General features: G+C 41.4%; 16 protein-coding genes and 1 pseudogene. 11 read left to right on the plus strand and 6 right to left on the minus strand.

Features of this window, described 5'->3' with window-relative positions; all coding sequences use genetic code 11:
• Positions 1-96: 96 nt before the first annotated feature.
• On the minus strand, positions 97-2,607 hold the full coding sequence (gene gyrA, locus VB654_RS00490) for a DNA gyrase subunit A (RefSeq protein ID WP_323211283.1): 2,511 nt from the start codon (positions 2,605-2,607) through the stop codon (positions 97-99).
• Positions 2,608-2,958: 351 nt separating this feature from the next.
• On the opposite strand from gyrA, the gene VB654_RS00495 reads away from it, so the two are divergent.
• Complete coding sequence (locus VB654_RS00495; protein WP_323211284.1) at positions 2,959-3,363, plus strand: response regulator; 405 nt, start codon at positions 2,959-2,961, stop codon at positions 3,361-3,363.
• Positions 3,364-3,737: 374 nt separating this feature from the next.
• Here VB654_RS00495 and VB654_RS00500 read toward each other — a convergent pair whose 3' ends face one another.
• Positions 3,738-4,580 carry a tetratricopeptide repeat protein gene (locus VB654_RS00500; protein ID WP_323211286.1) on the minus strand — a complete coding sequence of 281 codons (843 nt, stop codon included), beginning with the start codon at positions 4,578-4,580 and terminating at the stop codon, positions 3,738-3,740.
• A gap of 343 nt (positions 4,581-4,923) precedes the next feature.
• Here VB654_RS00500 and VB654_RS00505 point away from each other — a divergent pair, with 343 nt between their 5' ends.
• The 8 genes from VB654_RS00505 (at position 4,924) to VB654_RS00540 (ending at position 14,823) form a co-directional block, all read left to right on the plus strand.
• Entirely contained in the window at positions 4,924-5,271 is a 348-nt protein-coding gene (locus VB654_RS00505) for a hypothetical protein (protein ID WP_323211287.1), read from the plus strand.
• 429 nt (positions 5,272-5,700) lie between these two features.
• A complete protein-coding gene (locus VB654_RS00510) occupies positions 5,701-7,236 on the plus strand; it encodes an efflux RND transporter periplasmic adaptor subunit (RefSeq protein ID WP_323211288.1) in 1,536 nt (511 codons plus the stop codon).
• Positions 7,237-7,609: 373 nt separating this feature from the next.
• The gene (locus VB654_RS00515; RefSeq protein WP_323211607.1) at positions 7,610-8,818 is read left to right on the plus strand and encodes an ABC transporter permease; all 1,209 of its coding nucleotides are present in this window, start codon (positions 7,610-7,612) and stop codon (positions 8,816-8,818) included.
• A 118-nt stretch (positions 8,819-8,936) separates the two neighbouring features.
• Complete coding sequence (locus tag VB654_RS00520) at positions 8,937-9,608, plus strand: ABC transporter ATP-binding protein (RefSeq protein WP_323211289.1); 672 nt, start codon at positions 8,937-8,939, stop codon at positions 9,606-9,608.
• Between the two features lie 59 nt (positions 9,609-9,667).
• Positions 9,668-11,086, plus strand: a complete 1,419-nt coding sequence (locus VB654_RS00525; RefSeq protein WP_323211291.1) for a TolC family protein — start codon at positions 9,668-9,670, stop codon at positions 11,084-11,086.
• Between the two features lie 406 nt (positions 11,087-11,492).
• A complete protein-coding gene (locus tag VB654_RS00530) occupies positions 11,493-12,962 on the plus strand; it encodes an efflux RND transporter periplasmic adaptor subunit (protein WP_323211292.1) in 1,470 nt (489 codons plus the stop codon).
• 48 nt (positions 12,963-13,010) lie between these two features.
• Entirely contained in the window at positions 13,011-14,228 is a 1,218-nt protein-coding gene (locus tag VB654_RS00535) for an ABC transporter permease (RefSeq protein ID WP_323211293.1), read from the plus strand.
• A 415-nt stretch (positions 14,229-14,643) separates the two neighbouring features.
• Positions 14,644-14,823, plus strand: a complete 180-nt coding sequence (locus VB654_RS00540) for a chlorophyll a/b-binding protein (RefSeq protein ID WP_323211294.1) — start codon at positions 14,644-14,646, stop codon at positions 14,821-14,823.
• A 140-nt stretch (positions 14,824-14,963) separates the two neighbouring features.
• Here the strand turns inward: VB654_RS00540 and rpoD are convergent, their stop codons facing one another.
• Both rpoD and gyrB read right to left on the minus strand, forming a co-directional pair.
• A complete protein-coding gene (rpoD, locus tag VB654_RS00545) occupies positions 14,964-16,136 on the minus strand; it encodes an RNA polymerase sigma factor RpoD (protein ID WP_323211296.1) in 1,173 nt (390 codons plus the stop codon).
• Between the two features lie 1,871 nt (positions 16,137-18,007).
• Positions 18,008-19,945: a DNA topoisomerase (ATP-hydrolyzing) subunit B gene (gene gyrB, locus VB654_RS00550; protein ID WP_323211297.1), complete on the minus strand. Its 1,938-nt coding sequence runs from the start codon at positions 19,943-19,945 to the stop codon at positions 18,008-18,010.
• Between the two features lie 404 nt (positions 19,946-20,349).
• Between gyrB and miaA the strand changes: the two genes are divergently transcribed.
• On the plus strand, positions 20,350-21,249 hold the full coding sequence (gene miaA / locus VB654_RS00555) for a tRNA (adenosine(37)-N6)-dimethylallyltransferase MiaA (RefSeq protein ID WP_323211299.1): 900 nt from the start codon (positions 20,350-20,352) through the stop codon (positions 21,247-21,249).
• Between the two features lie 31 nt (positions 21,250-21,280).
• Here the strand turns inward: miaA and VB654_RS00560 are convergent, their stop codons facing one another.
• Together VB654_RS00560 and VB654_RS00565 are read right to left on the minus strand one after the other, a co-directional pair.
• A complete protein-coding gene (locus VB654_RS00560) occupies positions 21,281-21,988 on the minus strand; it encodes a Uma2 family endonuclease (protein ID WP_323211301.1) in 708 nt (235 codons plus the stop codon).
• A 62-nt stretch (positions 21,989-22,050) separates the two neighbouring features.
• Complete coding sequence (locus VB654_RS00565) at positions 22,051-22,737, minus strand: Uma2 family endonuclease (protein WP_323211302.1); 687 nt, start codon at positions 22,735-22,737, stop codon at positions 22,051-22,053.
• A 138-nt stretch (positions 22,738-22,875) separates the two neighbouring features.
• Here VB654_RS00565 and VB654_RS00570 point away from each other — a divergent pair.
• A pseudogene (locus VB654_RS00570) lies at positions 22,876-23,297 on the plus strand (FAD-binding oxidoreductase); the annotation flags it as partial.

Consider the following 23,297-nt stretch of genomic DNA (forward strand, 5'->3'; position numbering starts at 1 on the left):
AAGGTCATTTTAGTTGCAGAAATTTGGATCATTTTTTAGTTGGAACACTCTAAGTGGAAGTTTAAAAGAATTTCTAACTCCCCCCTGCTTCTTCGCTCAAATTCGGACTTCCATCACCGAAATAATTCTTTCATCGCGGTTCAAGTCAATAACGCTTTCACCCTGGACATCTCTACCTAATCTCGGCACTGTCTCCACAGGTATCCGCACAACACGCTCTTTATTGGTTAATAGTGCCACTTCAGCCGAGGCGATCGCCTTCACCATACCAGCTAAATGATCCGTTTTGCTGGCAAATTTCAGCGATTGTGTGCCTAAATTACCCCGATCAGCCCGTTTTAAATTACTCATAGGTAGACGTTTAGCATATCCTTCTTCAGTCACCAGCAATAAGTTATCGTCCCCAGTCGCAGTTACACAGCCTACCATTTTTTGATGTTTGAGCAGACGTAATGCTTGTAACCCCATAGCCGTCCGACCCATAACAGGGAGTTGTTGGTCATCTGGGGCAAACTTCAACAAGCGGCCACCCGAACTGGCTAAAATCAGATTTTCTTTGGGAGTAGTTAACTGGGTAAATAACAATTCATCATCATCTTTGAGCTTTAAAATTGTAATTCCCCGACGAGTCAGATTTGTAAATTCCTCCAAAGATAAGCGCTTAATTCGTCCCTCCTTGGTCAGAAGAACCAACTGTTGAGTTTCTAAACTTTCTGGTAGAATCAAGCGACTCACCACGGCTTCTTGAGCGCTTTGAGCCGTATTACTGAGCATAGTAATTAGTGGTGTTCCCCGTGGAGAACGTCCAGTAGTGGGGCGAATATCTCCTACATTCACCGGGTAAACTTTGCCACTACTAGTAATTACCAGCAAATCTTGATCTGTGGCGGTCAAATCGGTTTGGATGATGAAGTCATGATCTGGTAGACCATTTTCCACTTTCGATTTTTTTCCTGATGGCTGGAGGCGACGCACATATCCCCGTTGGCTAAATTCTAAAACGACATCTTCGGCTGGTTCCGAAGCTAAGGGATTTTGGGAATCTATCTCGGCGGCTGTGGTTTGAAGTTTTTCTACTCCTTTGACTTTGGCAAACTCTTCACTATTTCTAGCTAAAAGCTTAGTCCGCCGGGGATTGTTGTATTTGCGCTTGAGCGATCGCAAATCTTTTTTCAGTGTTTTCAGTAATTCTCGGCGATCGCTGAGTAATATTTGCAATGAACTAATTTGTTCACTGAGTTGCTCAAACTCTTGCTGCAAATTGTGCCGTTCTAAACTAGTGAGACGGCGTAATGGCATCGCTAAAATCGCATCTCCTTGTGACTCACTCAAATCCAAACGGCTACAAAGGCTCATTTTGGCGGTAGTACCATCAGCAGCTCCGCGTAAAATTTCAATTAATTGATCTAGTTGCGATAATGCCTTCAGCAACCCGGACACTATATGCAGCCGACTTTCTGCCTTACCCAACTCATAACTGTAGCGACGGTTGAGTGTTTCTTCACGGAATTTCAAAAACTCCTGTAACATCTGCCGCAAACTTAACTGGCGGGGTTGTCCATCTACCAAAGCTAAAAGAATTGCCCCAAAGTTACTTTGTAAAGCTGTTTGGTGATACAAATTTTGCAGAAGTTCTTGGGGGTTAGTATCACGTTTAAGTTCAATTACTACCCGCATTCCTTCGCGATCGCTTTCGTCCCGCAGGTCAGAAATCCCATGCAAACGCCCCTGATTGACTAAATCGGCTACCTTCTCAATCCAGCCAGCTTTATTCACTTGATAAGGCAATTCAGTGATAATAATTGCTGTCCGGCGCTTACTACCTCTAGTGGGTGCAATTTCCTCTGTATTGGCGACTCCGCGCAGCACAATGCTACCCTTACCACTGGTATATGCTTCCCGAATCCCTGTATCACCAACAATTTCTCCCCCGGTGGGAAAGTCAGGGCCGGGAATGATTTCCCATAATTTTTGGTCTGACAAATCCGGTTGGTCAATTAAAGCAATTAAACCATCAACTAATTCGCCCAAATTGTGTGGGGGAATATTGGTCGCCATACCCACAGCAATACCAGAACAGCCATTGAGTAAGAGAAAAGGCAATTGAGCCGGGAGGACGGTGGGTTCTTGTTGGGAATTATCAAAGTTACCGATAAATTCTACAGTTTCATCACCAATTTCTGCCAACATTCCCTCATGACTGATGGGTGCAAGACGCGTTTCTGTGTAACGCATCGCGGCTGGTGGGTCATTATCGACGCTACCAAAGTTGCCATGTCCTGCCAATAGGGGATAACGGCAGGAAAATTCTTGTACTAACCTAACTAAAGCATCATAAACTGATTGATCACCGTGAGGATGATATTTACCCAGCACATCTCCGACTACACGGGCGCACTTACGATAGGGTCTATCTGGCGTTAAACCTAGTTCATGCATGGCATATAAAATCCGCCGATGCACCGGTTTTAAGCCATCACGCACGTCAGGCAAGGCTCGCCCCACAATCACACTCATGGCATATTCTAGATAAGACCGTTGCATCTCCGTGTGCAGGGCTGTTGTGATTACCTGTCCCGTGGGGAGAAGGTTTAACTGTTTTGCCATGAGTTTTTTCCCTGAAATTTAATTACACAAAGGTCGCTTGAATTGAACACCGCAGCAAACACAGCATAACGGATGAAATGGGATTCCTAACACAATTTTGATGGTCAAAGGATAAATAGCAGTAGTATTATCCTTGATAACGGGGTGACAATTTGATCGTTAAAATGAGCTAGTACTGCAAGGCGGAAATCAGGAGGGGCGGATTACAATCCAACCGAACAAAAGTCAGAAAGCTTATTCTATAAGTTTTTCATTGATTTTGAATAATCTGTTTATTTACGCCATGCTGTACTAGAAAACAGTTTTTGTTAGTAGGTTGTCATCTCCCTCGGCTCTATAAATAAAATTCTCATGAAAACTGTCCTAATTGTTGAAGACGATTTGATTAATGCCCGTGTTTTTTCCAAAATTTTGACCAAACGAGGTGGTTTGAATGTAAAACATACAGAAAATGTGGAAGAAGTCATGGAAATTGCCCACTCAGGAGCAGCTGACCTGATTTTAATGGATGTTTCTCTGTCAAGAAGTGTTTATCAAGGTCAGTCTGTTGATGGAATCAAAATTACACAAATGTTGAAATCCAATTCAAAAACGGCGAACTTACCTGTTATTCTAGTGACGGCACACGCAATGGAAGGCGATCGCGAGAACTTTCTTAAGCAAAGCGGCGCTGATGGCTACATCTCTAAGCCCGTTGTCGATCATCAGCAGTTTGTTGAACAAATCATTGCACTTCTCCCCAAAGATATTCACTGAGATTTGATAATCTTTTTCAGGAATAATCGCCCACTCAATAATTTGGGCGAATACTTCCTGTGTATAGTATATATGTACTATAAGATATTGTGTTCTGCAAGTGGTCAAGTTAAGAAAGTGCTGAGTGCTGAGTGCTGAGTAAGAACCCAGTAGAATCAGGACTGCAAGCCATCAAAACCCACTTCATCGCCTAGCCGTTTCTAAAAAAAAGGCAACAATTCATTCTAATTACGAATTACGTAAAGCCCTGACGGGCATAGCTGCACTTACCGCGTAGCGTTTCCGATAGCGCAGCGTGGCGTAGCCATAGGAAATATTACGAATTACGTTAGCGAAGCTCCTCCGTGAAAGGAGGCATTACGAATTACGAATTACTATTGCTCTAGAGCCGCTTGAATGCGTGGCAATTCTAAGAATCTTTTGGCATCAGAAAGTAATCGTTCACCCCAGAGATTTTCTTTGAGGAAATCTAAATTGGCATAGCGCTGATCGATGCGGACTGCGGCTTCTCCCATTGATAGAGCTTGTTGACGCTTGCCCTGATTATACATTGCCACTGCTAAGGCTAATAAAGGTTCTGCGGCTTGTTTGTCGATGTTAACAGAAGTTTGCCATTGCTTAATTGCACTGTCAATATCACCCTGCTCGTAATTGATTAAGCCAATGTTATTAATCGCCGGCCAGAATTTTGGATCAAGAGAGAAAGATTTATTGTACTGAGCGATCGCTTCTGGTAATCGACCTAACATAAAGTAAGCATTACCCAAATCAAACAAGCCTTCTGGGTTGTCAGGTTTTAATCGCAAACCCTCTTGGTAATAGGTAGCTGCTGCTTGGTAATTTTGCTGTTGAAAATTAGCTGAACCCAAAGCAAACACAACGTCAGGATTTTGGGGATTGATGGATTGTGCTTTTTGCAGAGCCGCGATCGCCGCATCAAAATCTCTGGCTTGCAAATGTAAACCACCTAACAAAAACCAGACCCGATCATTATTAGGAGCCAGTTGACTAGCTAATTTAGCCCGTGGTAAAGCCAACTCAAACTGCTGAAATTGTCCGAGTTGAGCAGCTTCTTGTGCTAGTCCCAACCCTTGGTTTTCTAGATTTTCTGCATTTAGTTGCAGAGTAGGAGGTATCAGTTGTGCGTGAACTGCCTTGGGCATACTCCACAAACCACAGACAACCAGAAAAGAAATCAAACGAATATGTTTAGGCACACTACCGCCTCTTAGCCACAAATCAAGGAATCTTCCAGTTAGCTTAAACGATCTCTGCTGGAGAAGAAAGGCAAAGTTGAAATCAAAAGGGAATTACAGGATTTTTTCAGTAAATAAAGTACACAGTAATTTCTACTACTTGGAAAAATATTAATGACTTGAGTCACACTACCAAGTAGAAGTACTAGTGACTTTTGTCATATATAGTCAAGACAACTTTAGGTAGATAATATATACCAGCAATTAGAAATTTTCTGATTGCATCACAGAGAAACTGCAATTTTATACCAGTAATGGAGTCAATTTTATGTTGCAACGAATTAGCCCTATCATGGTCCTGACTGTGGCTCTAACAGTTTCACAACTTTTCTTATCTACACCTGCAAGTGCAAAACAAAAAGGAAACCCTGACGATAATAGAGGAAGAAGACCAAGTAGATCCAGAGTCGTTACCCCAGTTAAAAATACACAAGAAAGAGTAGTTAGACTTTCTAATGGCAGTATTAGACTTCCCAATGGGCAAATTGTTACTGCTAATAGATTAATCAGAGTACGTAATCGTCAAGATTACTATAGACTTCCCAACGGTGACTTTCTTCTTCCCAACCAGCAAATTGTACCTGCAAGAAACACAGTCAGATTGCAGAATAATTACTATAGACTGCCCAGTGGAATCATCTTGATTATTTAATAATCTTATGCTGACAATATTGGATCATAATTTTATTTAATACATACCCTTCCAATGATTTGTCTGGAGGGTATTTTACTAATAACATTACTTTTGACGATCACTCAAATTAATATTTAATTTTTTAAGCAAACTAGTAAATGTATGACTAAAGTCATACACCATTTTTAAAATAATAGTGACTGCGGTCATGGATAAAATTGAGAGTTTATAGTTAATAATGATTTATATCAATTGCCATATATGGCATAACATAAACCCTCTTAATAAGAGCAAAACACTGAGATTATTTAATTACTACCCTACAGTCAGCCTTTTTGCACGCCGACTTACTGAGAAACTGACAAAATTGTAAGTATAGGGCTACTAGGGGACAGTTCTAGTGATTCAGAACTAGCTCGGTAGCCATTTTTTTAATTGGAACTCTATATGAAAATTGATACATCAGAATCAGTAGATTCTTCATCTGTGATTATAAAAGTGAATAAAAAGAGTCGAAAGCATTGGCTGTCTTGGTTACTTATCCTGGGACTTGTGGGTGGTGTTGGCTATGCAGTTTATTATCAATTAGCGGTTCGTCCCAGCCAACAAGCAAGAGAGCGGGTGCTGACACAGCCTGTAGAACGGCGGAGTTTAAGTCTCACAGTTTCTGCAAACGGTACGATCAAGCCCGAACGATCAATCAACCTCAGCCCTAAAAATTCAGGAATATTAAAAAGATTGTTGGTGGAGGAAGGAGATAACCTCAAAGAAGGGCAAATTGTCGCTTATATGGATGATTCCAACCTGCAAGGACAACTCATCTCAGCTCGTGGACAACTGGCGCAAGCCCAAGCAAATCTGCAAAAGTTAGAAGCAGGTAATCGCCCTCAAGATATTGCCCAAGCGCAGGCACAATTAGAAGAAGTGCAAGCAAATCTCCGAAGGGCAGAAGCAGGTAATCGTCCTCAAGATATTGCCCAAGCCCAAGCCCGCTTAAATAGCGCCAAAACAAATCTAAATAGAGCCGAAGATGATTTCCGGCGCAACCAGCAATTATATAATGCCGGCGGTATTTCCCTACAGAGTCTCAACCAAATTCGTGCAGACCGTGATAACGCCCAGTCTCAGGTAAATGAAGCCCAACAAGCATTGGCGTTGCAACAAGCCGGATCACGTCCTGAAGATATTGATCAACTCAGAGCTACAGTTAGGCAAAGAGAGGAAGCTGTATCACTTTTGAGAGATGGAACGCGACAAGAAGATATTGATGCCGCCCGCGCTCAAGTGATGTCGGCTCGTGGTTCGCTACAAAACATTCAAGCTCAAATTAATGACACCATAATTCGCGCTCCTTTTGATGGTTTAGTGACAAGAAAATTTGCTGACCCAGGGGCTTTTGTGACTCCTACCACTGCTGGTAGTGATGTATCTTCTGCTTCTTCTTCTTCAATTTTGTCTTTGGCTTCTATCAATGAAGTAGTCACAAGTTTAGCTGAAACCAATATTTCTCAAATTAGCCTTGGTCAACCAGTAACAATTCGGGCTGATGCTTACCCAGGACAAACCTTTGGAGGAAAAGTTAGTCAAATTGCGGCTCAAGCTGTAGTGGTGCAGAACGTTACTAGTTTTGAGGTGAGAGTATCACTGGTAGACCCGCAAAGGTTGCTGAGGTCGGGAATGAATGTGGAAGCAGAATTTCAAGTTGATCAAGTAGAAGATGTTTTAGTCGTGCCTACTGCTGCGGTAATGCGTAGAGAAAATGGTACGGGTGTGTTTGTCGCCGGAGTTGATGGCGAACCTGTTTTTACTCGCATTGAGACTGGTGTGACTGAGAATAACTTTACTCAAGTGAAATCTGGATTATCAGGAAATGAGGAGGTTTTACTGAGTTTCCCACCAGGATCACGCCCAAGATCAGCACCACGAGGGGGTATTCTTCCTGGTATGGGGGGTGGTGGTCAAAATCGCGGCGGTCGTCTTTAAGTCAGTTAATAGTAAGTAAGTTGGCGAGAATAAAGCTAACTATGTAAAGTAATGTAAAAACATAGTAATTTAGCTCGTAGTAAGGGCTAAAGCCCTTAATTCAGGACTTTAGTCCTGACTACAAACTTTTAATTATTTACAGTGACTTACTTAGTTATCAAGTCGATTTAGGTAGGGATTTTAACCTAGACCTAATAGTTGCTAATTTTGGTTTTAAAAAATATATGGCTATTTGAGGGGAATTGTGAAGATTAGTTTTTTGACGAACCGCCTGCGCGCAGCGTATACCCGCAGGGCTTTAGTACGAAGAGTACGCCAAGGACGGGAAGAGAGTTCACATACTCGTTCTGTGCCGTTGCTAGAAATTTTGTTGATGGCGGTGGAAACACTTTGGAGTAATAAGTTACGCACAGGTTTAACTATGCTGGGTGTAATTATTGGGATTGCTTCGGTGATTGCTATTACTTCTGTGGGTCAAGGGGTGCAAAGAGGTGTTGAGCAACAAATCCAAGCTTTAGGTACTGATGTAATTCAAGTTTTGGCTGGTACTGCTAGAGGAGGTAATGTCCGTCAAGGATTGGGTTCTAGTAGTACTTTAACTTGGGAAGATGCTAAGGCGATCGCTACACAAGCCCCATCAGCTGAAGTTGTTTCTGCCTATCTCCAACGCAATACACAAGTTGTCTATGGGCAACAAAATACTTCTACAACCGTTTTTGGCACAGATTTAAATTACCCAGAAGCGAGAAATACTTTTCCCCAGCAAGGACGATTTTTTACTCAAGAAGAATTAGACAATGCTACACAGGTGGCTATTATTGGGCCTACAGTCGAGAGAACACTCTTTGGACAGAATGCCAATGTCATCGGTGAGAGAATCCGCATTCAGGGTGAGCCTTATGAAGTGATTGGGGTGATGGAAGCTAAAGGGTCTCAAGGACCGAATGATCGAGATGATCAAGTGTTTATTCCTCTCACCAGTATGTCGAGGCGAATTGTCGGCAACAATGCCCTCACAGGTATTTCTGTCAATGGGATTTTAATTAAATCTGGTAGTCCGGAAAAGTTAGAAGCGGCTCAGTTTCAAGTGACTAATCTGTTACGTCTACGCCACAATATCTATCCACCACAACCCGATGATTTTCGATTGACTAATCAAGCTGATATTGTTAGTACGTTTACAAATATTGTCGGTTTATTTACAGTCATGATAGTAGCGATCGCTGGAATTTCTTTAGTTGTTGGTGGTATTGGCATCGCTAATATTATGCTGGTTTCCGTTGTGGAACGCACAAGAGAAATTGGCATTCGTAAAGCAGTGGGAGCCACCAATTCAGCCATTCTCAATCAATTTTTAGCCGAAGCGATTGTCATTTCTACATTAGGAGGGGTAATTGGCATGGGCAGTGGTATTTTGATAGCTTTTGGTGCTGCAACGGTGTTTAAATTTCCCTTTGTGATCTCGGTGCTATCAATCATCGCCGGTTTCGGATTATCTTTAGGAGTTGGCTTACTCGCTGGTGTAATTCCTGCTCGCAATGCCTCTAAATTAGATCCAATTACCGCTTTGAGAAGTGATTAAATAATTCGTAATTCGTAATTCGTAATTCGTAATTCGTAATTCGTAATTCGTAATTCGTAAGGCTTTTTCAGTGCTAAAGATGCACGTTTTGTGAACACTAATGTAATTTGTAATTTATATGACTACGATGATTTGGATGGAGTCTATTACGAAGACTTACCATTTAGGTGAAGTTACTGTTCCTATACTTAAGGGGATTCAACTCTCTATTGAGGAAGGGGAATATGTTTCTATTATGGGTGCTTCGGGTTCGGGTAAATCTACCCTAATGAATATTGTCGGGTGTCTGGATCGCCCCACGGCGGGAAACTATATTTTTGAAGGCAGAAATTTGACTACTTTTGATGATGATGAATTAGCGTATATCCGTAACCAAAGAATTGGTTTTGTTTTCCAACAATTTAATTTATTGGCCAGGGCGACAGCGCTAGAAAACGTCATGCTACCAATGATTTATGCTAATTTACCTAAGTCGAAACGCCGTGAAAGAGCATTGTCAGCATTACACAGGGTGGGACTAGGCGATCGCATCTCTAACCGTCCGAATCAACTTTCTGGGGGACAACAACAACGAGTTGCGATCGCTCGTGCTTTGGTGAATCGTCCAGCTTTGGTTTTAGCGGACGAACCAACTGGTGCTTTAGATACTCAGACTTCCTATGATGTGATGAATTTGCTCACGGAATTGAATCAGCAAGGAATCACCATTGTGATTGTGACTCACGAGCCGGATATTGCTGCTCAAACCAAAAGGACTATTCGTGTTCAGGATGGTTTGATTGTAGGCTAATTTTGTACGACAATTCTGATAATTACGGAAAAAACAAATTAATAGCTACATCTAAAACTATGAATTTTTCTTTATTTCATGTACATTCTATCGGGTTTGCTGTGGCGATAATTGCTTTTCTGGTTCCCTCTCTAACTAGGAGTGTCGCTGCTCAAACTCCCCCAGAAGCCCAGGCTGATACTGTGCAAGTTCCTGAGTTTCTCAACCCTAATCCTAATCCTCTCCTGTTTCCCACTCAACCAGAAGAAGTTAAAATTCAGCGCACTCAACCTATAACTTTAGCTGAGGCTTTGGAACTAGCAAAACGCCACAATCAAAGTTTACAGGTAGCAATCTTAGAACTAGAACGTAGTCGCTCGGCCTTACGAGAATCTCAAGCTGTGTTACTTCCTAATGTTGGTGTCAATACTAGCTTGACTAACAGTGGTAATGGTTTTACTAATGACGCATCCCAATCCAGCACTTCTTTCAACGGTCAAGCACAAATAAATTATGACCTATTTACGTCTGGTAATCGGCAAGCTAGTATCCGCGCAGCTGAGGAACAGGTACGAATCAATGAATTAAATCTAGAGAACCAGTCTTTAGCAATCGATCTGAATGTCACTACTCAATATTACGATTTGCAAGAAGCAGATGAACAAGTCAGAATTAATCAATCTGCTGTGGCAAATTCCCAGGCTAGTTTGCGGGATGCTCAAGCGAGAGAACGAGCTGGAGTGGGTACACGGTTCGATGTGCTGCAATCTCAGGTAAATTTGGCTAATGCTCAACAAAGCCTGACTAACTCTTTTTCACAACAGCGAATTGTTCGTCGTCGGTTTGCAGCTTTGTTGAATTTGGCACAGTCAGCCGACATTAGTGCCGCAGAAGCTGTACAAGTTGCGGGACTTTGGCAACCAACCTTGGAAGAATCTATTATCCAAGCGTTTCAGAACCGTCCAGAATTACAACAGATTTTGGCTCAACGTAATATTTCAGAACAACAGCGAAGACAAGCTATTTCACAGCTAAGACCGCAAGTTAGTTTAAATGGTAATTACAACATTTTAGATCAATTTGACGATGGACTCAGCCTGAATGATGGTTATTCTGTGGGAATCAGAGGAAGTTTAACTTTATTTGATGGTGGAGCAGCTAAGGCCAGAGCCGCCCAGTCTAAAGTTAATATTGCGATCGCACAAAGCCAATTTGCGAGTCAACGGGAACTAATTCGCTTTGATGTGGAACAATTCTATGCCCAATTACAGTCAAATTTGGATAATATCCAAACTTCTGGGGTGGCTTTAAATCAAGCTAAAGAAGCTCTAAGTTTAGCCAGATTGCGCTTTGAAGCTGGCGTAGGGACTCAAACAGATGTGATTTTTGCCGAAAACGATTTGACAAGGGCTGAAGGTAATCGAGTCTCAGCAATTTTAAATTACAACCGGGCTTTAGCTAATTTACAAAGGACTGTTACTTTCAGGAATGTCAGATAATCAGACTGGCAAAATTAGTCTCCCAGGTGAAGGCACAAACAAAGAGTAAAAGCTAATATAAAGAAAGATTAAGTAAGTGGGCAAAAATCAACTTAACTGGTGGGGGTCTGAATAAGGCAGAAGTACGAAGACAGAGGGCAAAAGGGAATCCCCATAAATAAATTTAGGGGCTGGTTACTTTGATAGCAGAGGACAAAAATTGTATTTCTGCCTTTGTTCGGTCATTTGTTCTTTGTCTTTAGCCAAGATTTCCAGCGTGTTTACCTTTTCTAAGGTAGTTTGATTTTTCCTACTTATCTATTGAAGCAAGTGTAAAACTATTAGTATTTAGTCCACACGGTTTTTAAATTCCTGTACTGGCTGAATCAGGCTATTGGAGCCAAGTGATATTCATAGGCTACTATTTATGGTTACGCAAATAGAATTGCCTTTTATTGGCAAAGTTAAATATCCACTACGCTGGGGGATTGGGTTAATAGTCGTAGGTTCTTTAGCTGTGGGTGCAACTGTTACCCATAACCTAGTGAATCAGAGAACTCGTGAACAAAATATTAATGAATTAACTGTTCCCGTAGAGGCACAAAATGTAACTTTAAGAATTACTGCCAGTGGCAAAGTTGTGCCGGTTCAAAGTGTGAATATCAGTCCCAAAAATCCTGGTGTGCTGGCACAGTTATATGTAGAACAGGGCGATCGCGTTGAGCAAGATCAAGTTTTGGCGCGAATGGATGTGGGTGATATCCGGGCGCAAATCCTCCAGCAACGTGCCAATTTAGCTCAAGCACAGGCACAATTAGATCAAGCCCTTGAGGGGAGTCGTCCTGAAGAAATAACGCAAGCTCAGGCGCGTTTAGCTCAAGCCGAGGCACAATTAGACCAAGCCCGTGCGGGGAATCGTGATCAGGAAATTGCCCAAGCCCAAGCCCAGGTAAATTCAGCCCAAGCCCAGGTAAATCTTACCCAATCACGGGTCAAGCGTTATCAAGAATTAACCCAGCAAGGCGCAACTTCTCAAGACCAATTAGAACAATATATTAGTGAAGATCAAAGGGCAAAAGCGAGTTTAGATGAAGCTAAAAAACGACTTTCGCTGTTGAAAGTTGGTAGCCGGAATGAAGAAATAACAGCTAGAGAAGCGGCTGTAACCGAAGCCCGCGCCGCATTGGTATTGTTACAAAATGGCAGTCGTCCAGAGGAAATTGCTCAACGTCTAGCAGCAGTGAAAGGGGCGGAAGCTCAAATTCAGGCGGCAGAAGTGAGGCTACAAGATACTGTGATTCGTGCGCCTTTATCTGGAATTGTTACCCAGAAATATGCTAACGTTGGCGCTTTTGTAACTCCTACAACTTCTGCCTCTACCAGTGCATCGGCAACTTCTAGTTCTATTGTGGCAGTTGCAAGAGGTTTAGAAGTGCTGGCGCAAGTCCCAGAAGTGGATATTGGCAGAATTGAACAAGGACAGCAGGTAGAAATTGTCGCTGATGCCTATCCTGATCAAGTATTTAAAGGTAATGTGCGTTTGATTGCTCCCGAAGCAGTGGTGGAACAAGGTGTAACATCCTTTCAGGTGCGGGTAGCACTGGATACGGGTATAGAAAAATTGCGTTCTGGCTTAAATGTGGATTTGACTTTTTTAGGCGATCGCCTCAGTGACGCGTTAGTGTTACCCACAGTCGCAATTGTCACCGAACAAGGACAAACTGGTGTCTTAGTTGTAGATAAAAAAAATCAACCCCAGTTTCAGAAAGTCACTATTGGGGCGCAAATTGAAAACCAAACCCAGATTCTACAGGGAGTCCAACAAGGCGATCGCGTGTTTATTAACCCACCTCAAGACTACATCAACAAAAAAGCCAGAGAGGAGAATAACCCATAGAATCTTGAGTTCATCTCTGAAATTACGAACTACGAACTACGAACTAGTATGAATTTCCTAGAAAGTATGCAAATGGCGGGAAAAACCCTGCTGTCTAATAAATTGCGTAGCGCCTTGACAATGTTGGGGATTGTCATTGGGAATGCTTCAGTAATTGCCATGATTGGAATTGGCGAGGGTGGACAAAGGTTTGTTGCTCAACAATTGGAATCTTTAGGGCCAAATGTGTTATTTGTCCTTCCAGGCAATCAAGCAGCTCAACGTATCTCTAGAGATGTACCAAAAACTTTAGTGTTGGAAGATGCCAACGCGATCGCTAGTCAAGTCCCAACGGTAGCAGCAGTCACAGGAGAATTGAATAGCAGACAGGTAATCACCTATAGCAATCAAAACAGTAATGTGAATATTGTTGGCACAACTCCCTCATTTTTGACTGTGCGTGACTTTGAAACTGCGACAGGGCGATTTTTTACTGATGTAGATATGAAGCGGAATAACCAAGTTGTGGTAGTAGGCGCAGACTTGGCAGCAAGATTATTTGGTGATAGTAACCCTATCGGTCAGAAGTTGCGGATCAAAGATGCCAGTTTTCAAGTAATTGGAGTACTAGAAAGCAAAGGCTCAAACTTAGGTGTGAATTACGATGAAGCGGCATTAATTCCACTGATGACAATGGCTAACAGAATTGTGGGGCGAACTTCTCCCTACGGCTTAGAGTTAACTTATATTGCTATCTCAGCTAACAATGCCGAGAGTGTGGATGCAGCAAAGTTCCAAATTACTAACTTGCTGCGTTTGCGGCACAAAATTACTGGGGAAGACGATTTCACCATCAATACTCAAAAAGATGCTTTGGAAACCGTCGGTCAAATTTCCGGTGCATTAACTATTATGTTAACTGCGATCGCGGGTATCTCATTATTTGTGGGTGGGATTGGCATTATGAATATTATGCTGGTTTCCGTCACCGAACGTACCCAAGAAATCGGACTACGGAAGGCAATTGGCGCAACCGAACAGAATATCTTACTGCAATTTATGATTGAAGCGGTGATTGTTTCCGTCATCGGCGGTTTAGTCGGGACTGCGGTTGGTGTAAGCGGTATTATTTTAGTCGGAGTATTAACACCCTTAGAAGCAGCAATTTCTCCCATGGCGATCGCGACAGCCGTTGGGATCTCTGGAGGAATTGGTTTATTTTTTGGAGTCGTTCCTGCTCAACGTGCAGCTCAACTTGACCCGATTGTAGCCCTGAGAAGTGCTTAGGGACTTCCAAATAAAAATTCTACTTATTTTAATCAAGGGTTTCTGTTGATTCTGGAACCCCTAATGACATGAAAACTGTTGTAAATGCTAAAGTTTTCTATAAATTAATGTACCTATCAAATCTAGATTGCCCATAACAAATCCAAATTATCTAGATTTTTGCCCTAAAATATCCAACTTCATGCTAAGATAATTGATAATCTATATCAATAAGTATATTTATATTGCTGGGAAAAGATTTAACTTTAAGTAAATCTTTCCTGGGATAGATGCTTGTTTTTCAAGCCTAGCAAAAACTAATCAAGTCAATATTTAGCAACAAAATTATAAATAAACGTTGCATTTTTGAAAATATTTGTTATATTAGTTTACATAAGGCAACAATACTTCGTAAATCTAGTTTGGAGTGCCAACCATGACAAACGCAACAAACGTTAATGCTCCTGTAATCGAAGATCGCAACGCTTGGCGCTGGGGCTTTACACCCCAAGCTGAAATCTGGAACGGTCGCTTGGCAATGATTGGTTTTTTAGCAGCTGCGCTAATTGAATTATTTTCTGGACAAGGTTTCCTTCATTTTTGGGGCATTCTGTAAGTTTTATTACACAGAATTAACTAAATAAAAATTTTAAAAAAAAACCTGGCAGAGATAATTCACTACCAGGTTTTTAATTGTGGATCATTTTTAGTTAGTCATCAGAGATTGGGTTCTAGCTGATGACTAATAACGAACAACTACCGAATATACTCCTTAAGCACACTGTTGCGATTCGGGTGACGTAATTTACGGAGTGCTTTCGCCTCAATTTGACGAATTCGTTCACGGGTGACGTTGAAAATTTGGCCAATTTCCTCCAGAGTCTTCATGCGACCATCATCTAAACCATAGCGGAGTCTGAGGACATCACGTTCGCGAGGACTGAGGCTATCAAGGACTTTTTCCAAGTCTTCCCGCAGCAGATTTTTAGAAACCTGATCTTCTGGGGTTTCACCATCTGACTCAATAAAATCACCCAAACGAGAATCTTCTTCTTTACCGATGGGTGTTTCTAGTGAAATGGGTAGCTGGGCAGATTTAGCGATAAACCGTAACTTCTCGATGGTCATTTCCATCCGAGTAGCGATTTCTTCTTCAGTGGGTTTGCGTCCCATTTCTTGGGATAGCAATTTGGTAGTTTTCTTGATGCGTGAAATGGTTTCGTAAAGATGAACCGGGAGGCGGATAGTCCGGGATTGATCAGCGATCGCACGGGTAATTGCTTGACGAATCCACCATGTAGCATAAGTAGAAAACTTATAACCTTTTTCGTGGTCAAACTTTTCTGCGGCGCGAATCAAACCGAGACTACCTTCCTGAATTAAGTCTTGGAAGGATAAACCACGATTCATGTATTTCTTGGCAATTGACACCACAAGACGCAGGTTCGATTGCACCATTTTATCTTTTGCCCTGCGACCAACGTGCAGGCGATAACGAAATGCTGGTAACGGGATTTGTACAGCTTCTGCCCATTCCCGATATTCAGGTTCGCGTTCTAACTGTTCTTGCAGTCTATCCCGCACCCGTTCTAACTCCAACAAATCAGCGATTTTCCGCGCCAATTCGATTTCTTCGTCTGCCCGCAATAGGCGAATCCGACCAATTTCTTGTAGATAAAGGCGAATCGAGTCTTCGGTGTAGTGCTTCTTCTTGCTTTGTGTCCGACGACGTGATTTAGCGGCTTTTCCAGACTTTGTGTCGTCCTCATCAGACTGAGGCTCTAAAAACTCATCTTCGCCATCATCGTTAATCAGCAAGTCCTCTTCTTCTTCTTCTTCGACTAAGAGTTCTAACTCGAGCTCAGGCTGATTTATTATTTCTAGGTCAGGCTGATAAATGCTTTCGAGTACGTTGTTAGCCTGGTTCATGCCGCGTTCCTCATGCTCCTTGCAGAATCAATTACTCAAGATGTGTTTACTGCTCTTTTAAAATGAGCTAATTAACTACCGAAAATTGGGTTTTAGGCTGATTTCCCAGAAATTTTTTCGGAAGTATTGCTCCTCTGTATAGAGGATTTTTGACTGTATGCAGAAAGTCGCAGTTACTGCTGACTTGCTCATTTTAGTTAGAAATCGTATGTGTTGCTATGACATACAACTTTTAACTAATTTGTCTTGTACAAAGACCTGTCTCCACTGCAAAAATCTACCACTCCATATAAGCAAGATATGACTGTAATATGAATGTTGGCATATTTTCTGATAAAGACTTTTCCGATTGTAGCCTGTTTCACAAAAATTGCACTCTTTTTGTGTATTAATCATGAAACTATTGTGCAAGGTAAAGCCACTAATAACAAAAAGACATTGGAAATGCTAGTCATGCCCTTAAAATTTTTTCAAACTTTTTGGTATCCTAGTGGCGTTATCTTTACATTCTAGGAAGGTACACTCGCTCTGACATACTTTTAGGTATGGTGTGCAACATTAATTACTTAGCACTAGTTTTGTTAATGTTAACTTAAGCGAGAAATATTAATGCACCCATTTTGACATTTCCTTCATAAATGACTCAATCTTAAGAGTTGCATAGAGATTCCTACAGGGTAAATACATACGGTGATGATTGTCTCAAAACATTTAACCTTACCTATGCCAAAGGCCTGAACTAAGGAGTTGAGGCTTTGGAATCGGTCAAATGGCAAACAATTGAGACTCAACTGATTGGTCTTATTCACACATTAGCGCACTGCTGAAATTTCAACCTGATGAAAGTTGACAAACTGTTCTTATTGTATACACAGATATTTTAATCAATTCAGCAGAAATTTAACAGTCAAAATTGTAGAGATTAACCTATTGAAGTTCAATCTCTAGATGATACAGGCAAAATAATAGTCATTGCCCGGCAATACTGGAAGGTATTTGCAGTGAAAAGTTGGCGCATAGAAAGGTCGGATTATCGTTTTAGAACCTAATTGCAGCGTGGCTTTCAGTAAGAAGCTGGTTAAATATAATACTTTTATCTTAAGGATGATGTTGTGATTCTGTGATATTGAATCCTTAAGAAATTTAGCCAATTCTGCTTGGTAGACAAAATTTTGCTTTGCTATTCAAGCATAACAAATGCTCCTCTAACTTGTGGGAGAAATTAAACCAAAAGTTGAAAGGTGCTTTTAATTCTTACTGAAGTGTTAATACGCTGACGATATCTCAAGAATACTGATTAACCTGCTATGCAGAGTAATTAGTTAACCAAATCTACAAGCGGCGAGGTATGCGCCCCACCCAACTAATGACTAGTAAATACTTGATCAATTTGGGATGAATCTTGACAAGAATTTGTTTTTGTGGTTTAGTCCATAGTCAAAAATTAATTGTGATGTCAATTTCTTTCTTATGTATTTTATCAAACAAATTACGCTGAGTAAAAAGCGCAAAGAAAATTTCCCCGATTTTTGTAATTGCCTACTCATAAATCACACCGGGGAGGATATTGTTTTTTTTCTAAATATGTGATAAGGATTGAAGCAATTTTTGGTGAGTAATTTGATGGGTCAATGGCTTCATGTTTTGGCAAAATTCATCAGCCAAAGGCAATAAACTATCATTCTCAAATTTCCATAACAGTTCTCTAAAAGACAGAACCTCACCCCAAAACTCTTTAAAGGATTTGGAACATTTTCACACTCCTTAACCAAAAAGTATGGGGTGGGGTGGGGTCAAAATCTAGATTTGTGTGTTATTTAAATTCCTGTTTACTGTTCCCTAATAGAAGATAGCTATTTGTTAGCTTGATATTAGATATCTAAGTCTGTGAAATTGAGTTTAGAACCATAGGTTTCGATGAATTCACGTCTAGGTGCAACGCGATCGCCCATTAAAATGGTAAAAATACGATCAGCTTCGGCAGCATCTTCAATTTCTACTTGCTTCATTTTCCGAGATTCTGGATTCATAGTAGTATCCCAGAGTTGTTGAGGCATCATTTCCCCCAAACCTTTGAAGCGTTGAATGTTGTAGTTGGCATTGCTAGGAAGTGTCCCCAGGTACTGTTGCAATTCACGTTCGCTATAGCAGTATTCATGATTCTTTCCTCGTTCTACTTTAAATAGTGGAGGACAAGCAATATATATGAAACCCTGTTCAATCAGTGCGCGCTGATATCGATAGAAGAAAGTTAACAACAGTGTCCGAATATGCGCGCCATCTACGTCAGCGTCAGTCATAATCACGATGCGGTGATAACGCAGTTGTGTAGAGTCGAATTCGTCGCCTTTCACGCCTAAGCCCAGGGCGGTGATTAAGGATTGGACTTCATTATTTTTGTAGATTTTCGCGTCGTCGGTCTTCTCGATGTTGAGGATTTTACCACGGAGGGGGAGGATAGCTTGGGTGCGGCGATCGCGTCCTTGTTTCGCACTTCCACCTGCGGAGTCACCTTCCACAATAAAGATTTCTGACTCACCAGGGTCACGAGAACTACAATCTGCTAACTTACCGGGTAATGGCGAAGATTCCAGTACAGATTTGCGTCGGACTAACTCCCGTGCGTGACGGGCGGCTTCTGCGGCTTTAAAAGCTTGAATAGCTTTATCTAAAATCGAGTCAGCGATTCCTGGATGAAATTCTAAGTATTCGCTGAGAACCTCTCCCACTAAGGAATCAACAATACCGCGAACTTCAGTATTACCGAGTTTGGTTTTGGTTTGTCCTTCAAATTCTGGGTCTGGGACTTTAACGGAAATGACGGCTGTTAAACCTTCTCGGACGTGTTCACCACTGAGGTTAGATTCATGCTCTTTAATTTTATTGCGCTTACGGGCGATCGCATTTAAAGTCCGAGTCAGAACCGCCTTCAAACCTTCGAGGTGAGTACCACCGTCAACGGTACGAATATTATTCGCAAAACCCAGCACGTTATCTGTGTAAGCATCAGTACACCATTGTAAAGAAACTTCCACTTGTACATTATTGCGTTCCCCATGCACATAAATAATTTCTTCGTGCAGTGGTTGCTTCTCACGGTTCATGTAAGCGATATATTCTTTAATCCCACCCTTATATTCGTAGGTTTCGATTCTGGGTGTATCGCTTTTCAGCAATTCTAAACGGTGGTCGCCAAAGATAATTTTGACACCTGCATTCAGATAAGCCAACTCCCGCAGGCGACCCGCGATTGTGATGTAATCAAACTCAACGCTATTGATAAAAATTTGGCTATCTGGCTTGAACTTGATAGAGGTTCCAGTTCTGTTCCCTTTTTCCGGCTTGGTTTGCAGTTCAGTCACTGGTACACCGCGTTCATAGCGCTGGACATGAACCTTATTATCTCGCCAAACTGTTACTTCCAGGACATCTGACAAGGCGTTAACCACAGAAAGACCGACCCCGTGTAATCCTCCTGAAACCTTATAACCACCACCGCCAAACTTACCACCGGCGTGTAGTACTGTTAACACGGTTTCTAAAGCCGATTTACCAGTCCGTGAGTGAGTATCGGTAGGAATACCCCGACCATCATCTGTGACAGTCACCGAACCATCAGCATTGATATCCACTTCTATGTGAGTACAGTGACCCGCTAAAGCTTCATCAATAGAGTTATCTACCACCTCATAGACTAAATGGTGGAGTCCTCGCGGCCCGGTAGTCCCGATGTACATCCCTGGCCGTTTGCGGACGGCTTCCAGACCTTCCAGAACTTGAATCTGATCGGCACTGTAACTGCTCGTCATGAAAATTCTCCTGATGCGTGGGTTTAAAGTCGCCCAAAAACAAAAAAGTCAAAACACACCAAAATTCTAACACAAAAGGCTTACTGGCGACTGTAGAGCAATTTTGTGAGAAGTTTATATAGGGGATGTAACCCCATAAGTTTTTTGAATTGATTGCCTAAAAATTTCAAATTCTTATAGATTGCTTCGGTACTATATCTGTTTTGTATAAGAGAACCGAAGAGTAAAGTTCAATTAAACAACACTTCTGCATCAAATACTTGTCATAAAAATTAACTTAATAGCAGGGGTGTAATTGCCCCTAAGCAAAAACCAGATAAAAGCCTTAAGATTTTATCACAAAAGCTTTACGAGAGAGCCAAGAGTGTGGGAAGTGTTGACCAATGACCAATGACCAATAACTAATGACTAAATTGATTGTAATTTGTGGGGCGACGGCAACCGGTAAATCAGGCTTGGCATTGAATTTGGCTACACAGCTAAGTTCTGTCATTCTTAGTGCCGATTCTCGTCAGGTGTACCGAGAATTTGATATTGGTACAGCTAAACCAACATTAGCAGAGCAAAGATTAGTCCCACATTATTTAATAGATATCTGCAATCCCACAGATATCATGACGGTAGCAGACTATCAGGAACAAACGCAAAATCTCATTCAGACTCTTCCTGTTGCACCATTATTGTTAGTCGGTGGTACGGGTTTATACATACGTTCTATTGTACAAGGGATGAAAATTCCTAGAGTTGCACCAAATCAGGAATTGCGATCGCAACTGCAATCTTTAGGACAAACGACGCTGTATGGAATACTACAACAAGTTGATGCGATCGCAGCCCAGAAGATTCATTCTCATGACACTGTGCGAACTTTACGAGCATTAGAAGTATTTTATATTACTGGTTGCCCAATCTCCCAGCAGCAAGGAGAAAACCCCCCAGATTATCCGATTTTGCAAATAGGTTTAGATTGTGAGGTAGATAAATTAAGACTACGCATTCACAAACGCACAGAACAAATGATAGCGGATGGTTTAGTGGCTGAGGTCGAGTATCTTTGTGAAAAATATGGTGCTGATTTACCTTTGTTAAACACTTTAGGATATCAAGAAATCAGGCAATATTTAGCAGGTGAAATTTCTTTGGATTCAGCCAAAGAATTAACGGTTTTGCATACGCGACAATTTGCCAAGCGACAACGAACTTGGTTTAAAGCATATCCCAAAATTGAGTGGTTTGATGCAGATGATCCTGATTTGTTAGAAAAGGTTTGGCGACGAGTGGAAGAATTTACCAAGAATGTGTAGAGACATTTGATAAAACATCTCTACAAAGCCTCTAAACAGTATCAGGATCTACACCCATAGCCCGGAGTTTTTCTGCTAATAATTGGGCGCGTTGTTCAGCTTGTTCAGCCCGTTGCTTTTCTTGTTCAGCCCGTTCATCTCCAGTAGGTAAAATAGTTCCATCTTGGTAACACCAGCGCAACCAATTATCTTGTCTACCTTCAAATTCCCCTGACCACAGAGTTAAACCCAAACCTACTTGTTCTAGCCAAGTTTCTGAAGTTTCAAAATAACGCCTTCCCCTGAGTTCATAAATCCGTATTACCTGTTCTCCTAATTGCTGATTGGGGTCATAGACAATATAGTAACTCGCCCGCATTTGCTCATAAATTTCTAACTTTTTGCCTAATTCATCACCTTCTTTATTAGAGACAATTTCCATTACAACTTCTGGAGGTTTTTCAAACTCCCAAACCATATAACAACGATTTTGCTTGTCCCACCATTTTTCAGGAATTTGGACATCTAAGCTAAATAAAACATCAGGGACAATGGGAGGCTTTCTGTAGGCATAATAAACACCCACATTAGCGGCTGCTAAAAAAGTCTGATTTTGTAAAGAACTGTAAAGAGAGCCAACCAAGAGGCGTTGTTGTTTTTCAGATGCGAAATTGTCCACAGGTGTATCATCTTCGGTAACTAGCTGGTTGGCATCTGGCACATAAAAATCATCTGTATCGATGAGAATTTGCTCAACCATAATTTTATCCACTATTTAAGAGCGTTATTTCTAGCTTAATTGATTAAAGTTAGATACCGTTTCTAAACAGTATCAGGATCTATGCCCATAGCCCTGAGTCTTTCTGCTAACAATTGGGCGCGTTGTTCGGCTTGTTCAGCCCGTTCATCTCCAGTAGGTAGAATAGTTCCATCTTGGTAGCACCAGCGCAACCAGTTATCTTGTCTACCTTCAAATGCACCTGACCACAGAGTTAAACCCAAACCTACTTGTTCTAGCCAAGTTTCTGAAGTTTCAAAATAACGCCTTCCCCTGAGTTCATAAATTCGTAATGCTTGTTCTCCTAATTGCCGATTTGGGTCATAGACAATATAGTAACTCGCCCGCATTTGTTCATAAATTTCTAACTTTTTGCCTAATTCATCACCTTCTTTATTAGAGACAATTTCCATTACCACTTCTGGAGGTTTACCAAAACGCCAAACCATATAACAACGATTGTGTTTTTCCCACCACTTTTCTGGAATTTGGACATCTAAGCTCAGAAAAACGTCTGGTACAATGGGGGGCTGAAGGTCTGTGTAGTAAACACCCACATTAGCCTCAGCTAAAAAAGTTTGATTTTGTAAAGAACTAAAAAGAGAACCGACTAATAAGCGTTGTTGTTTGGCAGATGCGAAATTGTCCACAGGTGTATCATCTTCGGTAACTAGTAGGTTGGCATCTGGCACATAAAAATCATCTGTATCGATGAGAATTTGCTCAACCATAATTTTATCCACTATTTGAGAGCGTTATTTCTAGGTTAATTGATTTGTGATGTTGCTGCGGTCAGCATAGCTATGCCTTCCCCTAAAGCAGTATTCTTGTCACAATGGTGATATATCTACCTCTAACTATAAAAAACTATGCTTATCCAAGAGAAAAAGCAATACAACTGGAAACCTATTATTAAAGCATTTGAGGCTGTAGTTGGAAAAAATGGTGTAGTGCAACGTCGGGAAGAACTCATCACCTATGAGTGCGATGGCTTAACTAGTTATCGTCAACGTCCGGCTGTGGTAGTTTTGCCCAGAACTACAGAACAAATTGCCGAACTGGTGAAGATATGCAATAAGTACTCTGTAACCTTTATCGCCCGTGGTTCTGGTACTGGTTTATCTGGTGGTGCTTTACCTTCAGAAGATTCGGTGTTGATAGTCACTTCCTTAATGCGGCAAATTCTCAACGTTGATTTAGATAATCAGCGCATTGTCGTACAGCCAGGAGTCATTAATAGCTGGGTAACGCAAACTGTTAGTGGGGCGGGATTTTATTATGCACCAGACCC

This window comes from Nodularia sp. UHCC 0506 (assembly GCF_034931045.1).
GTDB lineage: Bacteria > Cyanobacteriota > Cyanobacteriia > Cyanobacteriales > Nostocaceae > Nodularia.